General features: G+C 58.4%; 12 protein-coding genes and 4 pseudogenes. 10 read left to right on the top strand and 6 right to left on the bottom strand.

The window, feature by feature from the left end:
* Window positions 1–219: 219 nt before the first annotated feature.
* Complete coding sequence (locus tag ACJ70B_RS18480; protein WP_408960494.1) at window positions 220–561, bottom strand: hypothetical protein; 342 nt, start codon at window positions 559–561, stop codon at window positions 220–222.
* A 266-nt stretch (window positions 562–827) separates the two neighbouring features.
* On the opposite strand from ACJ70B_RS18480, the gene ACJ70B_RS18475 reads away from it, so the two are divergent.
* Window positions 828–986: a hypothetical protein gene (locus ACJ70B_RS18475; protein ID WP_408960493.1), complete on the top strand. Its 159-nt coding sequence runs from the start codon at window positions 828–830 to the stop codon at window positions 984–986.
* A 513-nt stretch (window positions 987–1,499) separates the two neighbouring features.
* Here the strand turns inward: ACJ70B_RS18475 and ACJ70B_RS18470 are convergent.
* Window positions 1,500–2,864, bottom strand: a complete 1,365-nt coding sequence (locus ACJ70B_RS18470) for a dihydrolipoyl dehydrogenase family protein (protein ID WP_408960492.1) — start codon at window positions 2,862–2,864, stop codon at window positions 1,500–1,502.
* Window positions 2,865–2,974: 110 nt separating this feature from the next.
* Here ACJ70B_RS18470 and ACJ70B_RS18465 point away from each other — a divergent pair, with 110 nt between their 5' ends.
* From ACJ70B_RS18465 to rpiA, 3 genes are all read left to right on the top strand, one after another.
* Window positions 2,975–3,097 carry a C2H2-type zinc finger protein gene (locus ACJ70B_RS18465; protein ID WP_408960491.1) on the top strand — a complete coding sequence of 41 codons (123 nt, stop codon included), beginning with the start codon at window positions 2,975–2,977 and terminating at the stop codon, window positions 3,095–3,097.
* Between the two features lie 104 nt (window positions 3,098–3,201).
* Window positions 3,202–4,257: a phosphogluconate dehydrogenase (NAD(+)-dependent, decarboxylating) gene (gene gnd / locus ACJ70B_RS18460; protein WP_408960490.1), complete on the top strand. Its 1,056-nt coding sequence runs from the start codon at window positions 3,202–3,204 to the stop codon at window positions 4,255–4,257.
* A 21-nt stretch (window positions 4,258–4,278) separates the two neighbouring features.
* A complete protein-coding gene (gene rpiA / locus ACJ70B_RS18455; RefSeq protein ID WP_408960489.1) occupies window positions 4,279–5,151 on the top strand; it encodes a ribose 5-phosphate isomerase A in 873 nt (290 codons plus the stop codon).
* Between the two features lie 231 nt (window positions 5,152–5,382).
* On the opposite strand, the gene ACJ70B_RS18450 is transcribed toward rpiA, so the two are convergent.
* Complete coding sequence (locus ACJ70B_RS18450) at window positions 5,383–5,814, bottom strand: DCC1-like thiol-disulfide oxidoreductase family protein (RefSeq protein WP_408960488.1); 432 nt, start codon at window positions 5,812–5,814, stop codon at window positions 5,383–5,385.
* Window positions 5,815–6,006: 192 nt separating this feature from the next.
* On the opposite strand from ACJ70B_RS18450, the gene ACJ70B_RS18445 reads away from it, so the two are divergent.
* Entirely contained in the window at window positions 6,007–7,875 is a 1,869-nt protein-coding gene (locus ACJ70B_RS18445; RefSeq protein ID WP_408960487.1) for a glycoside hydrolase family 15 protein, read from the top strand.
* A gap of 62 nt (window positions 7,876–7,937) precedes the next feature.
* On the opposite strand, the gene ACJ70B_RS18440 is transcribed toward ACJ70B_RS18445, so the two are convergent.
* Together ACJ70B_RS18440 and ACJ70B_RS18435 are read right to left on the bottom strand one after the other, a co-directional pair.
* Window positions 7,938–8,294 carry a DsrE family protein gene (locus ACJ70B_RS18440; RefSeq protein WP_408960486.1) on the bottom strand — a complete coding sequence of 119 codons (357 nt, stop codon included), beginning with the start codon at window positions 8,292–8,294 and terminating at the stop codon, window positions 7,938–7,940.
* A gap of 103 nt (window positions 8,295–8,397) precedes the next feature.
* Window positions 8,398–9,858, bottom strand: a pseudogene (locus tag ACJ70B_RS18435) (dihydrolipoyl dehydrogenase).
* Window positions 9,859–9,976: 118 nt separating this feature from the next.
* Between ACJ70B_RS18435 and ACJ70B_RS18430 the strand changes: the two are divergent.
* From ACJ70B_RS18430 to ACJ70B_RS18410, 5 genes and pseudogenes are all read left to right on the top strand, one after another.
* Window positions 9,977–10,245: pseudogene (locus ACJ70B_RS18430) on the top strand (MarR family transcriptional regulator).
* A 321-nt stretch (window positions 10,246–10,566) separates the two neighbouring features.
* Window positions 10,567–10,884 carry a hypothetical protein gene (locus ACJ70B_RS18425; protein WP_408960485.1) on the top strand — a complete coding sequence of 106 codons (318 nt, stop codon included), beginning with the start codon at window positions 10,567–10,569 and terminating at the stop codon, window positions 10,882–10,884.
* A gap of 71 nt (window positions 10,885–10,955) precedes the next feature.
* Window positions 10,956–11,483: pseudogene (locus ACJ70B_RS18420) on the top strand (alpha/beta fold hydrolase); the annotation flags it as partial.
* A 163-nt stretch (window positions 11,484–11,646) separates the two neighbouring features.
* A pseudogene (locus ACJ70B_RS18415) lies at window positions 11,647–11,835 on the top strand (DNA polymerase I); the annotation flags it as partial.
* Window positions 11,836–12,986: 1,151 nt separating this feature from the next.
* Window positions 12,987–14,264 (top strand): Cdc6/Cdc18 family protein, encoded by a 1,278-nt coding sequence (locus ACJ70B_RS18410; protein ID WP_408960484.1) that lies wholly within the window; start codon window positions 12,987–12,989, stop codon window positions 14,262–14,264.
* Window positions 14,265–14,990: 726 nt separating this feature from the next.
* Here ACJ70B_RS18410 and ACJ70B_RS18405 read toward each other — a convergent pair.
* Entirely contained in the window at window positions 14,991–15,113 is a 123-nt protein-coding gene (locus ACJ70B_RS18405; protein ID WP_408960483.1) for a hypothetical protein, read from the bottom strand.

Raw genomic sequence — 15,113 nt, 5'->3', positions numbered from 1 at the left:
GATCGCTGCGGTGAGGTGGGTCGGCGCATTATCCGCAGTAACAGTTACCCTCGGGGCAAAACGTCGATTCCTGATCACCGGCGGGGAGACCGAGCATCGATAGAGAACTTTGCAGGTGTTGGCTGGCAGTCGTCTTGGGTCGAACCATCCCGCCGACGGCGCCCGTTGACGACTCACCGGTATCGATAGTTGTGAGCATGCTCCGCTGTTCGCGATCGATCACTGCGACGTGATTCGCCGACTGGACCGGAATGTACAGTTTTCCCGATCGGGGCCCCAGGCGCCGGCTATCGCACTCCCACCGATATCGATCTCCCGGTCGATAGTACGCTCCTTGAGGTCAATCACTGTGACAGCGTCGACGCCGGGAGTGAAGAGGTAGGCCTCCTCACTGTCGGGGTCCACCTCACTCGTTATCGGTAACGCCGATAGCCCATCGTCTCGAGTGATATGCTCGAGTTCGACCGGATCCTCAGGATCGGAGATGTCCCAGATACTTTCGGATCCCCGACGCGGAACGTCCGGGTCGGAACCGAGTCCGCCCTCGACGTTTTCGACCATGAGACAGTCACCGTCGAACGACGCCGTACACATGAACGGCAGAACGTTCCCGTCTCCGGCGGGATCTCCGACGTCGACCCGAGTGACGATTTCGAACGATCGACCCTGACCACGGTGAGCGTCTCGTTCGCGATGTCCGCGACGAACCCGTACTCGCCGCTCAGGTCGAGAGTCATGTCACACAGACCGGTGTAGCCGACCTCGATCGTCCCCGTGATTTCACCGAACCTATCGCTCTCGCGATCCGCATTGATCCGGACGAGAACGTGATCGGTGGGATCGTCCGGATCAGGTTCGATCGTTGTTGTTCCGCCCGCGGCGACGAGCAAAACGTCGCGATTCCAGACACGTTACTGAGTCTGGCCGGATATATCGCCTACGCCGTCCCCGTGGCACTGGCGTACGCGCTGGTCGCTCGAGACTGACGCCGTTGTCGGCCGTCGTCAGGAACCGACTTCACCGATCGATTTGGACCGTAACGCGAGGTACTACCGTTTCATTTTCGAGCGTCGATCGCTGAGCGCTCGCAACCGCTCGGTCGCTCGCAGTTCTCGAAGGAGTGTGCGAGTTCAGCGCACGACCGGGAGCGGGCTAAGACGAGTCGTTCCCTACTCTCAATCGAGATTCCTATGGTGACAGATCCCACCTGCGGTATGGAGGTCGATCCGCTCACGGCTAGCGTGACAGCCGAGTACGCCGGACGGCTGTAGAGAGCAGTTCGAAAAGGACCCGCAACGATTCGGCGAGAGCGCGACCTCCATCTGGTACGTCGTCACATCGAGTATCCCCGGCGTTATCGTCGGCAGCATAATCGGAACGCGAGTCAGCAAGTACGTCTCGACGGATGTCATGGAGGTCAGGTTCGGAGTCAGTTTCGGCGCAGTCGGTGTGCTCGTCCTCGTTCTCGAATTTGGATTCTGAGAGGGAGTGTTCGAGCTTCAAACATCGTCGCAGGCCCGTTGGACCACTTCGTTCAACGCCGGGTGGATGTGGATTGCGTCGGCGATCTCCGAAACCGTTCCGTCGCCGACTCGTGCGGCGATCATCACCTCGTGGATGAGCGTCGACGCGTCAGGGCCGAGGATATGACAGCCGAGGAGTTCCCCCGAATCCGAGTCTGCCACCACTTTCGCGAAACTATCCTCTGCCTTCATCGCGATCCCAAGCGCCACGCCGTCATAGTCGTACGTCCCGATGTCGTACTCTCGCCCCTCGTTCTCGAGTTCTCCTTCGGTCTTTCCCATGCTCGCGACCTCGGGGTCGGCGAAGATCGCGTGGGCCATTCCCGGATACTCGATCGGATCCCGTCGACCAGAGACGACACTCCGGTAGACGTACTCGGCCTCGTGTAGCGCGGAGTGCCAGAACATGTAGTTCCCGACGATGTCGCCGATCGCCCAGACGTTTTCCGCACTCGTCTCTAGATACTCGTTGACCTTGACGAACTCGTCGTCGTCAGTTTCGATCCCCGCTTCCTCGACCCGAAGCGTGTCCGAATTCGGTCGTCGTCCCGTCGCCATTAGCAGCTCGTCGCCCGTCACCTCGAGCCGATCTCCCTCGTCGGTCTCGGCCTCGACCGTAATCTCCTTGCCGTCTTGGGAGACGGCCGTCGCCTCGTGACCGGTGTGAACGTCGTACCGTCGCTCGTAGATATCAGTGAAGGTCTCCCGCACGTCGGTATCCTCGCGTGGGAGGAGATCGTCGCTCCGGCCGATGATCGTAACGTCCGATCCCAGCGTCCCGTAGACGTACCCCATCTCAGCCGCGATGTATCCGCCGCCGACGATGACGAGGTGGTCCGGCCGTTCGTCCAACCGCAACACCTCGTCGCTCGTGATGTAATCGACGTCCTCGATCCCGTCGATGGCGGAGGGGATTATGGGCCGTGAGCCCGCGGCGATGACGATGTTCTCCCCGGTAATCTCTTCGTCGCCAACTGAGAGCGTCCGCTCGTCGACGAACTCCGCTTCAGTCCCATAGAAGGTGACGTTCTCTGCATCACGGATATGGTCCTCCATGTGCGCCGCCTTTTCGTCGAACGGTTCGGTACTCTCCGCAACGATTTGTGAGAAATCGATGTCCGTGACCTCGGCCTCGATGCCGAACTGCTCCGCCTGGCGGACGCCCTCGACGACGTTCGCTCGGTGGACGAGCGTCTTCGACGGATCGCACCCTCGAGTCAGGCACGTGCCGCCCAGCGATCGCTTCTCGACGAGCGCGACGTCGAGCCCGCTTCGGGCGGCCGCCGACGCCGTGTTGTTACCGGTTCCGCCCCCGACGATGATGAGATCGAAGTCGCTCATACGTATTCCCACGTCCTACGTGAAGGACGACGAAAAAGCCCGGCTGAACAGTGATGGAGACCTATACGTAGGGCTGCGTTATTTAGCGTTCAATAATGTGAAGCATACGTATGGCAGACGAACACGACCACGATCACGAAAATGAGTACGAATGCGACATCTGCGGCCAGTCGTTCGACACGGAAGAGGAACTCCAAGAACACGCTCAGGAAGAACACCAGGACGAGATGTAGGCAATAGACAGTTCCCCTCAGTTCACGGCCGAATGTCCTGTATCGCTTATAAACACTTATGATTTCGACTAACAGTCACTTCGTACCTCATACCTCACCACGCAATGGCAGAAGATAATACTCAACTCGGCGTTATCGGTCTCGGAAAAATCGGTGGGAACCTCGCGAAGCAGGCCGTCGAGGCGGATATCGACGTTGTCGGAATGGCGCCGTCCGAACACGAAGAACTCCAAGAGAAGGGGATTCCGATCTACGACCCCGACGAATACGACAAGTTCCTCTCGAAGCTCTCTACACCCCGGATTATTTACGTCTCCGTCCCGGCGGGTGAGCTGGTCGATACGACCCTCGAGGAACTCGCTCAGCGGGCCGACGAGGGCGACGTCGTGATGGACGGCGGGAACTCATTCTGGCGGGATTCGATCCGGCGCGCCGAGCGCATACGCGATGACGGTCTCTACTTTCTCGACGTCGGAACCAGCGGAGGACTCCCCGGTGCACGTAACGGCGCCTGCTTCATGGTCGGCGGGGAGGAGGAGGTCTTCGAAATTGCCGAGCCGATCCTCGACGAACTCTCCGTCGAGGGCGGACTGATCCACGCCGGCCCATCGGGAGCAGGACATTTCGTAAAACTCGTCCATAACGGCGTCGAATTCGGAATGCTCCAGTCGATCGCGGAGGGCGTGGAACTCCTCGAGGCAGGACAATTCGATCTCGATCTCGAAGAGGTATTCCGCAACTGGAACAGCGGCTCGGTGATCCGGAGCTGGCTCGTCCAGCTCATGGCCGAGGGACTAGAGCGGGAGCAGTCTGAGATGGTCGACGATCCGCCGCCGTTCGAGGAGATTCCGAACGTCGTCGAAGACACCGGCGAAGTAAACTGGCTCGTCCAAGAGGCGATAAAGGGCGAGACGCCAGTTCCGGTCATCTCCCAGTCGGTAATGGAGTTGTTCAAGTCCCGGGGGAACCAGCGCCACGCCTACCGAGCGATCTCGCTGATGCGCCACGGATTCGGCGGCCATCCCTTCGGGGAAGACGACGATACGCTCGAGGAGCGCGTCACGGGCCGCGTCAACAACGAGGCTCGGAGTAGTCTCGCCGAAATTGATGGCCGTAGCCCAGTTCGGCCGACGGACCGCGAGGTCGACGATGAGGAATAGTGAGCCCTAGGTGGTTCGCTGATGGCTACGCAGTTCATCTACGAGGAAAACGGAGACGAGATCAGCGTCTGGGCCGAAGCCTACGACGAGACCGTCGAGGCGGCCAGAGATGCGCTCGAGGACGCTGGTGTGTCGCTCTCGGACGAGGAGATCGACGAGCGAATCCGGGTGATTCCGTCGCCGATGCGGATCAAGAGTTCGGCCGAGGACGTCCTGCTGGATATGCGCCGACGAGGTGGAAAGCAAGCGGCCGAACGCGTTGAGGACGGGATGACCATCGGCCTCGGAACGGGGTCAACGACCGCGTGGGCCATCGCCGCGATCGGGTGGAAGCTCGACGACGGCGAGCTAACGGACGTTCGGGGCGCCGCCACCTCCCTCCAATCCCACGAACTCGCGAAGGAGGCGGGGATTCCGCTGGTGAGCGTCGATCAGGTCGAATCGTTCGACGTTGCAATCGACGGCGCCGATCAGTGGGATCCCGACCGTCCACACGTCATTAAGGGTGGTGGTGCTTCCCATGCTCGCGAGAAGCTGATCGATTCGATGGCCGACCGGTTGGTGATCGCGACCGACGAGCGGAAGACTGCGTCACCGCTTTCCCACGAGGTCCCGCTGTCGGTTCTCCCGGAGTCCCGCGACGCCGTCCAGCGGTGGGTCCGCGAACAGGGTGGTGATCCGTCGCTCCGGTACGCCGAGCGAAAGGACGGGCCGTTGTTCACCGCGAACGGCAACCTCGTTATCGACTGCGACTTCGGCGAACTCGAGAAGCCGATTGAGAGAGCCGAGGCCTTGTCCAAGATTCCCGGGGCACAGGAACACGGACTGTTCGTGGATGTGGTCGACGAAGTTGTATACGGGACCGACGACGGCACCGATAGCGTCCAGTTTTGATCGGAGGACTTCTCCTATCAGAACAGGGATGGGATTTTTCGAGAGCCGAGTGTCACGGCTTCGTTGACAAAACTTTCGCTCTCTCGAGTCTGCCTTCGCCTTGCGCGAGCAATTTAATCCGTCCCCTCGTTCGCCGAACGGTCGCGTGGTCGCCCGGCCGACGCTTGTCGGTGCTCACGTGATGACTACGAATTTCGGTTTCGCAGATTCGCTCATCGATAGCTACTCGGGTTATCTAGATGTCTGTTCGGGGTAGACATCGTCCTCGGAGACGTGATCACTGACGGGTGGTTTCCTGCCGAGCACGTTTGCGACGATATCGCGGTTGTTCGAAAGGGTATGGTACATTTTCTCGCGTAACCATCCGTACATCTCGAATCGTCGCAAGAACTCGATCAGTCGTCTCGGCAACACGCCAGCGATGACGAGGGATTCCTCGGTCGCGGCCCCGCACGAGTACACCGCGTTTTCGGTGATCAGTTGTGCGCACTCTTCGTAGCCGTCCGGGAGGTGCTCGCGTTCGAAGTCGCTGAGCCGTGATCGTCCCTCTTGGACTTCTGAGAGCCTGATCGGCTGGATGTTGCTCCGGCGAACGGCGAACGTCGCGGACCACGTACAGAAGTGGCAGTCGTCGTCGTAGACGAGCTTTGAAACGTAGTCCATCCTACGACGAACCCACGGTAGTATACCTCGTGAAGCTTCGGCCTATGATATTTTTCGAGACTTCCCATCCCTTCTGGAGAAGGTTCGCTGACGCGGGGTCCGCTTTTTTATTCCTAGTCTCCGAATAGCGTATCATGTGGATCACCTCTCTCGGGTACGCCGCGTTCACTGCCTGTATTCGCACTGTGGGTGATGTCGGTGACTGAGTCCAGCGTGTATCCGCCGATCGAAGACTATGGCATCGTCGGTAACCTCGAGACGTGTGCGCTCGTCGCCCTGGACGGCTCGATCGACTGGTTTCCGTTTCCGCACCTCGAGTCGCCGAGCATCCTCGCCGCGATCCTCGACGCCCAGCGCGGCGGCCGCTTCCGAATCACCCCGACCGAGTCGTTCGAGACGGAGCGACGGTACGTCGACGACACGAACGTCCTCGAGACGACCTTTCGCACCGACGGTGGCACGGTGACAGTAATTGATTTCCTGCCACCGGCCGGCCGAACCGACCACCCGAAGAAAGTCCTCTACCGCAAACTCTCTTGTGCAGATGGTGCTGTCGATCTCGAGGTCGAACTCGATCCGCAGTTCGATTACGGGCGTGCAGAGACGTCGATCGAATCGGTCGAGAAAGGCATTATCGCCGACGGTGAGGATGAACGGACGCTGCTCGAGAGCCCGACCGACCTCGAGATCGACAACGGACGAATCACTGGCGACCTCTCACTCGAGGCGGGCGAGTCGGAGTGGTTCCTGCTCCGGTGTACGGGCGCCGAAGACGCGAATACGGACCCGGACGCTGCCCTGGAGGAAACCCTCGAGTACTGGATCGATTGGGCGCACAGCTGTGATCCGGAAGACGACTGCGCCTTTGAGGGATCCTGGCACGATCTGGTCGTCCGCTCGCAGCTCGTTCTCAAACTCCTCACGCACGCCGAATCGGGAGCAATCGCGGCCGCACCGACTGCATCGTTACCCGAAGACATCGGCGGCGTCCGGAACTGGGACTACCGGTTCAACTGGCTGCGAGATGCCGGATTCACCGTTCAGGCACTAATGAATCTCGGTACCGTTGGGGAGGCGACCGACTACTTCGACTGGTTCATGGATCTCTGTGAGGCGGACGAGCCGGCGGCGATCCAGCCGCTGTACAGCCTTCACGGTGAGTCGAACCTTGAGGAACGAGAACTCGATCACTTTGAGGGGTATCGCGGCTCGCAGCCGGTCCGGATCGGAAACGGAGCGGCACAACAGCAACAGCTCGATATCTACGGGGAACTCCTGCTAGCCGTCGACGAGATGCACCACCACGGGCGCGAGCTGGACGACGAGGAGTGGGAACGAATCAATGACATCGTCGACTACGTTCGCGAAATCTGGGACGAACCAGACGCAGGCATCTGGGAGGTCCGCGGCGGGAACGAGCACTTCGTCTACTCGAAAGTGATGTGTTGGGTCGCCCTCGATCGGGGGATCGCAATCGCGACCGACGGGGATTACGACGCTCCTCTCGAGACGTGGCGGGAGAGCCGCGATCGGATCAGGGACGACATCCTCGAAAACGGTTATGATGAGGACGTTGGTGCGTTCGTCCAGTCCTACGGATCGGATTCGCTCGATGCCACAGGGCTGTTGCTTCCGATCGTTGGCTTCCTTCCTTTCGGCGATGAGCGCGTTCAGGGAACAATCGAAGCCATAGAGGAAACGTTAGTCGAGGAGAAAGTCTTCGTATCTCGGTACGACGGCGACGACGGCCTCCCGGGCGACGAGGGGGCGTTCGTCCTCTGCTCATGCTGGCTCGTCGATGCACTCGTGCTCTCCGGGCGCGTCGACGAAGCACAGTCCCGATTCGAATCGCTACTTTCGTATCTGAACCCGCTCGGACTCATCGCAGAGGAGGTCGATTCGGAAAGCGGTGCGCACCTCGGAAACTACCCGCAGGCGTTCAGCCACATCGGGATCGTCAACAGCGCCCTCTACCTCGGCTATATGCGGGGGAACGAGACGCCCGGACCGCCGCCGATGGGGATTCGACTCGGCGATCCGATTATGTCTCCCGAGGAATAACCCGTATTCGCTACGGAGTGACGGTGGACCGTCAACCCGATGACCGGGATCGAGAGTGGCCGTCAGAACGTGATGATCTCGTAGCCGTCGTCGACGAGCGACCGGATGCTGGGATGGCCCTCGTTCTCGTCGATACGTACGAGACCGGCATCCTCGACGGCCTCGTCTGCGCCGAACGCGCCGGCGCAGTAATCGCAGACGGCCGCTTCGCCCTGTACTGACTGGTAGAGGTCGTGATAGTCGTGGTCCTCGTCCTCGAGTTCCTCGATCCACTGCGTGCCGGCGCCGTCGAAGATGAGTTCCAGCTCGTCCTCGTCGTTCTCGGAGAACTCCCGGGCCGCCTCAAGGCCGTTGACGAGACGACCGAGGTCACTGTGTGATTCAGTTCCTGCGAGTATGAAAATGGCTGTCTTTACCATTGTACACAAAGCCATGCAAGCCGCACACAAAACGGGGCGGCTGTCATATGCGCGGTGGAATACTGTCAAAGACTGACTATCGTTTCGGACCGTCTTCCTCGACTTAATGATCGTGTTTGTGGTCCTGGTCGTGACCGCCGCGGGTGAACTGTCCCGAGAACGCCCGCTGGACGACTTCCGAGAGCGCGGGGTGAATGTGCACCGACTCGCGGATGTCCTGAACTGTTCCGGACCCGGCTGTCATCGTGACGACGACCTCCTCGATGAGGTTCGACGCCCCCGGATCGACGATGTGACAGCCCAAGATCTCGCCTTCAAGGTCGATGAGTGGCTTGACGAACCCTTCTGCCTTCATCGCGCTCCCCCGTGCGGTATCCTCGTATCGGTACGTCCGTTTGGCGTAGTCGCGGCCGGCGGCCCGGAGTTCCGCCTCGGCCGCACCGACGCCAGCGACCTCTGGCGAAGAGAACACCGCGAACGGCATCGCGGTGTAGTCGATCGACTGATGCTCGTCGCCGAAGAGATTTCGCATGACAGTCCGGGCCTCATGGTTCGCGTTGTGCTTGAGCAGGTACTCTCCGACGATGTCGCCGAGTGCCCAGACTCCTTCGGCAGTCGTCCGCAGGTACTCGTCGGTCTCGACGAACCCCCGCTCGTCCGTATCGATTCCAGCCGCGCTCACGTTTAGTAGATCGGTGTTGGGAACTCGCCCCGTCGCGACGAGCAATTCGTCACCGGTGACAGTGACGTGCTCTGCGACTCCCTCGCCGCTCTCCGGTTCCGGATACGGTTATGACTCGGGTTCCGGATACGGTCGCGCTTCGACGGTTACGGTCCCGTCCGACTCGGAGACGGCAGTGGCCTCGTAGCCCGTATACACGTCGAACCGATCGGCCATCCGCTCGGTGAACTCGTCAGCGGCCTCTTCGTCGGCGTCCGGCAGCAGGTGCGATCGTCGACCGATGATCGAGATGTCGCTGCCAAACGTCCCGAAGAAGTGGCCCAGTTCCGCGGCGATGTAGCCACCGCCGGTTATAACGAGGTGATCCGGCGGTTCCTCTCGCTGAAGTGCTTCTCTGCTCGTCATGTAGTCGACGCCCTTGATGCCCTCGATCGCCGGAATTTCGGGGCGAGTTCCAGCTGCGACGAGAACGGTGTCACCGTACAGACGCTCGCCGTCGTACTCACCGCCCGACAGCTCGACCGTTCGCTCGTCGACGAACCGGCCCTCCGCCCGATAGAGGTCGTGATCCGAGGACGACTCCAATCCCCGACGAATCGATTCGGAGTCCTCTTCCACCTCCTCGTTGACTTCTCGAACGATATCAGAGAAGGCGACGCTACCGACCGACGCCTCAATCCCGAACTCGTCGGCGCGCTCGATCGTCTCAAGGACTTCCGCGCAGTAGAGCAGCATCTTCGAGGGAATACAACCGCGATTGAGGCAGGTGCCGCCGAGCTGTCCCTTCTCTACGACGGCGACCGACTGACCGCGCTGTGCGGCCGCGTTCGCCACGTCCAGGCCTGATCCAGAACCGATCACTAGAAAGTCGTACTCCTGCATACGTTGTGGAGACACATCCGTCGTAATGACGGACGAATAGGAATCGCTGTTGCGTCTGTGTGAGACTGATGCACTGCCGAGAATCATTGAAGTCGTTTCGAGGAGAGGAACCCGATACATGAATGATCAGCCTCCCCTCACTGCGAAAACTACACCCGATGCGATCAAGGAAGTTCCGCCGAGCGCCAAACTCGTGTTGATGGTTCTCACACACGAGGGTTCTCTCACCCAGTCGCAACTCGCGGAGGAAACGATTTGCCCGCTCGAACGGTCCGTTTCGCGTTGAACCAACTCGATGACCGCGATCTCGTCACCTCGGAAATATCATTCATGGACGCTCGACAGAAGGTGTACTCGCTCAATGACGAGCAGTATGCAGAAGTTTAGTTACGATAATCTGTTAGCGAGGCCTCGAACAGATCGAACGAGTCCAATCGTGACGGCCGTCAATCGGCTCGAGGACTTTTACGCTTGCTCGTTTTCACCGGAAACATGGACTGAGACGCGCGACCGCGGATCGCGCTCGTGGGATACGGTAGCCTCATCGCTCCGTCCGAACTGACCGCCTTGTCGGACGATGCACCCGATCGGGCAATCCCGATAAAAATCGAAGGGGTGAAGCGAATCTTTGACCAGCGGACGAGCTGGCGGAGCGATGACGACGTCGTATGCGCCGTCGCCAACGCGGTCCGGGATTCCGACGCCTGGATGAACGGCGTACTTGTTCCAGCAGTCGATCGAAATGAATACACCGCGTTTCGAGGGCGAGAGAGCTGGTACCGATTGATCGAAGTGCCGTTCGACGATATCACACCCTACGACGAGGACGACCGCGACCGCCTCGAGCGAACCGACCTTGTCCTGACGACGACCGGGCTGGAGACGGATTCCGATATCGAACCGATTCCCAATTACGTCGCAGACTGTCTCAAAAGCGCAGCCGAATGGGGTGAGGAGTTCCGCAACGATTTCGTCGAATCGACGGCGACAAACACGGGCGAACCGATCACGGAGTATCTCGACTAAGCCCGCGAATACGTCCGAGTTCCGACCGACACCAACTTCTAGTGGCATCGCTGTGGCAGTGCCGACACGGTATGGATTATCAGACGTGGTCCGAGAACCAGGAGACGGCGACCGTCACCGTCAACGAGCACGATCTCGAGGTTGCCTACTACGACGACGGCGACGGCGAACCAGTACTGTTCTGTCACGGCATTCCGACATCGTCGTTCCTCTGGCGTGACGTCGCACCGCCACTGTTGGACGAGTACCGAGTGATCGTGCCGGACATGATCGGCTACGGTAACTCGGCGATGCACGATGGCTTCAACCGCTCGATTCGAGCGCAAGAAGAGATGATCGACGGGCTGGTCGACGAACTCGGCCTCGGAGCCCTCTCGTTCGTCGGACACGACCTCGGCGGCAGCGTGGGACTTCGCTACGCCGCTCATAACTCCGATGCGGTCGAGAACCTCGTCCTCTCGAACACGGTCTGCTACGACTCGTGGCCGATCGAGACGATCGTTGATCTCGGGCTGCCTTCGACCATCAACGAGATGAGCGTCGACGACGCCCGAGAGATGTTCGAAGGAATCTTCCGTGATACCCGCTACGACGACCCGAGCGAAGAATTCGTTGAGGGGATGCGCACCGTGGGACTCCGAAGAGGCGATCGTCTCGCTCTCGCGCAATGCCATCGGGACGAATACGAGCCACACGACCGAGATCAATCCGAGCGATATTTCGGCCCGAACGCTCCTGTTGTGGGGCGCCGAAGACGAGTTTCAGCCGATCGAGTACGTGGTCGTCGACGACGAGAAAGCCTCACGAGACCGCGTCGCTCTTGCCCACGAAGATATCGAGACCTACGATGCCTCGTACTACGAGACCCAACTCGTCAGAGCTGTCGAAAGTGTGCTGTCACCGCTCGGATGGGATCGGAGGAAGATTCGACACCAAATCGCTGAGACTTAGGAAACAAACTTGTCGACCTTCATCAAACTCAACGAGAGTTAACCAACAAAATCGAGGGCTCCGAAGGACTGTTGGTTAATGTAGAGGTTGTTTGTCAAGATCCTATGTAGGGGGAAGCAGACGGAACACGTGGCCCACACACCCCTCGTCCAGAGTGAAAACCAGTCGAGAGAGTGGGGCAAGGTCCACAGGAAACGAAGGTTGTCAAGAAAAGAATCCAGAAAGAACCACGGAAAGATAGCCTAAGACGTAGAAATATAGAGAGAAAGGAATAGCGATAATGAGCAGCAGTTCGTAACTACCCGGACGAATGCCGTCTTCGTCCTTCTTACTGTAATGAATGCACTTGGAGAACGGTAGGGAAGGAACAGTAATAAAACCCCTAGATAGAAATACTAATATTGACATGTATAGCAAGTCGTCGTTTGTATGTTAGCGGTTTCATGAATATATCCCCTCTCATCTTGTGATTCCGGTGTTATCTCCTTGAGCCGGCCTCCGATTTCGCCCCGATATACTGAGACACTATCGAAGCGTTTCACTCTGGACGAGGGGTGTGTGGGTTTTATTCCATCATACATGCATCGTGAGACACCATCCGTATCTGGATTGATGATCGATCATAGAAACCCGTTAGATCTCGCGTCTAGGATGAATTCCATCAATTCGGTATCATCAGGTTGGAATCAGAGATCCTGATCACGACAGATCTGACTGAGACTCGTCTGCTTTCACTGGAACTGTCGTTCGCATCCTTGAGGAAGTTTCACAGCTCCTCCTGATTCACTCTTGACCGGGGGTACCAGCTGATTCTCAAAGACCCATACATAAATTCCATTATCCGTTGGATTTTCACTCTTGACGAGGGGTGTGCCCTAGATCGTTCGTTCTGCTCACTGGATAGTGCGCTATTCACTCTGGACTGGGGGTGTGGCAAACCCGTCTGATTCTGGCGTTTTCACTCTGGAACAGGGGTGCTGACTAAAGCTGTTACCCGTCGTCAAGAACCCCATTTCACTCGGGATTGACTCGACTCTTTATAAGGATGATACGCCAGAAACAAAACATCAGAAGACGACTATAGCCCGATTTACACTCTTGTCGAGGTAGCCAAATAATTAAGTAGTTCCCATGCGCGATGTCTGATGTTGATGGCCGAGGAACCATCCCAACCCTCTGACTTCGACGGCAGCTACGAGGACCCTTCCGACGATCCCCTCTTTAACTTAGATGAAGCCGACCCTGACCGAGCCAACATTTTCGCTCGGAAGGAACTGCTGAAAGTGGGTCACGTTCCTGAAAGTGGACGTATCGTCGGTCGTGATGGCGAGATCAAGGCTGTTGCCGCTGAACTCAGGCCGATCGTTCGTAGTGATCCGCCTAACAACGTGATTATTTACGGAAAAACGGGTACGGGGAAGTCACTGGTTGCTCGCCACGTTACCGAACGAGCTCGCCGAGCTGCGGAGTCGAACGGTGTGTCCGTCGGCACGGTTTACGTCGACTGCGCGCAGCACAATACGCAGACGCGCGTTGCTAGGACGGTGACACGTACACTCAACGAGACGGACGAGACTGACTTTGATATTCCACGGGCAGGAATTGGGAGTGGTGAATACTACGATTATCTCTGGGATATTTTGGATACCGCCTACGAGTCAGTTATTATCATTCTTGACGAGGTGGATCGACTCGATGACGACGATATACTCATGCAGCTGTCGCGTGCTCGCGAATCGGGGAAAGCGGACTGCCACTTAGGCGTCATCGCAGTCAGCAACAAGATCGAGTACCGGGACCAGTTGAACGAGCGCGTCAAGTCCAGTCTTCGTGAGGAGGAGTTTGTCTTCCAACCCTACGATGCGAACCAACTGCGCGAGATTATGAAGCACCGTCGAGACGCGTTCCACGAGGGAGTTCTCTCTGATGATGTGATCCCCCTGACTGCAGCATTAGCCGCTCAGGAACACGGCGACGCCAGAAAAGCCATCGAGATTCTCCGTCACGCTGGCGAACTTGCTGAGCGAGAAAACGTCGATATGGTCGTTGAGGAGCACGTTCGTGATGCCCAAGAGTGGGCTGAAATCGACCGGTTCGAGGAACTACTACGAGGATCGACGACGCAGGTCAAATTCATCCTCTATTCCCTTGCGCTGCTCACCGAAGAGAATCCGAATGAGGACGAATTTTCGACGAACCGGATTTACGAGCGTTATCAAGCGACGGCAGAGAAAGCCGATGCAAAAATCCTCAGCGAACATCGCGTCTATGAACTGTTGAAAGAGCAGGCATTCCTCGGTGTCGTTGAATCAACTCGGACTGGTGGCGGTCGAGGTGAGGGCAGTTATCTGGAGCATCGGTTGGTTCAGGACACTGGAATCGTGCTGAAATCTGTGCTTCGGGACAGCCGGTTGGAAGATCTGGCATAGCTCCCCGGTTCGGTCGCTCACCACACCCCTGATCACGAGTGTATCTCTCGATACGTCGAAACCCGAACTGCGTGATGAAACGACGGAAACGGGGAGTAGGTATCTTTCCTTCCCAATTTACTCGTCTGGATTGACTGGGCCCTTGTATTTGGAGGTCACTTTATCGCCTTCCCGCCACTGCCAGTAGTAGTAGCGGTTATCCGCTGAACAGGCGCAATACCACGGCCTTCAGGCCGTGGATACGCGCCGTCACTCGATGACGAATCCCACCAACAACTGCATAGTCGAATTTCCAATCTGTACTTTGAAGTTCTAAGAACCGCTATACAGTGGTTAGGTCAGGTCGAAACGGAGCGGAGCGGATTCCGAACGGCCTTCGGAGGCGGTCTACCCGCCAACCCAATGAGACAGTATCCGAAATGCCGACGCGGTGAACACGAATCCCAGAAGGGTTCGTCTGTGCCCGTCGGTTGAGCAAGCCCGCGGATACCTCCGAATCCGTCGCAGTCTGCCGGACGTTCCGTGGCAAAAACAACACGGGGCGTCCGAACATGATGGAGGATAGGAGTAACAGCCGTTTGGCACGGCTAGACAGCCACCGACCACGACGACTGGGTTAAACGGGTTCCCGTGAAGTGGCGGTGTCCATGGTTGCAAACCTGAAACTCCCACCGCTCGGGATTCCTCCGCGTGAACGCGGAGGAGGATGTCAACGGGCTGGACCTCTCAAAGCAGATCTACCAACTCGTGGGCGTGCTCGAGGACCTGGTCCATCTCCGCAGCAGCGAGGGTAGCGTTGCGCCCCTTCGGCTTGGTCTTGATCTCGTTTTGGCGTGGGTTCCCTGCCAC

Origin of the sequence: Natrinema sp. 74 (assembly GCF_046097095.1) — an archaeon.
In the GTDB taxonomy this organism is placed as follows: domain Archaea; phylum Halobacteriota; class Halobacteria; order Halobacteriales; family Natrialbaceae; genus Natrinema.
The sequence above is the reverse complement of the archived record's forward strand: the minus strand, read 5'-3'. Positions and strand labels throughout refer to the sequence as shown.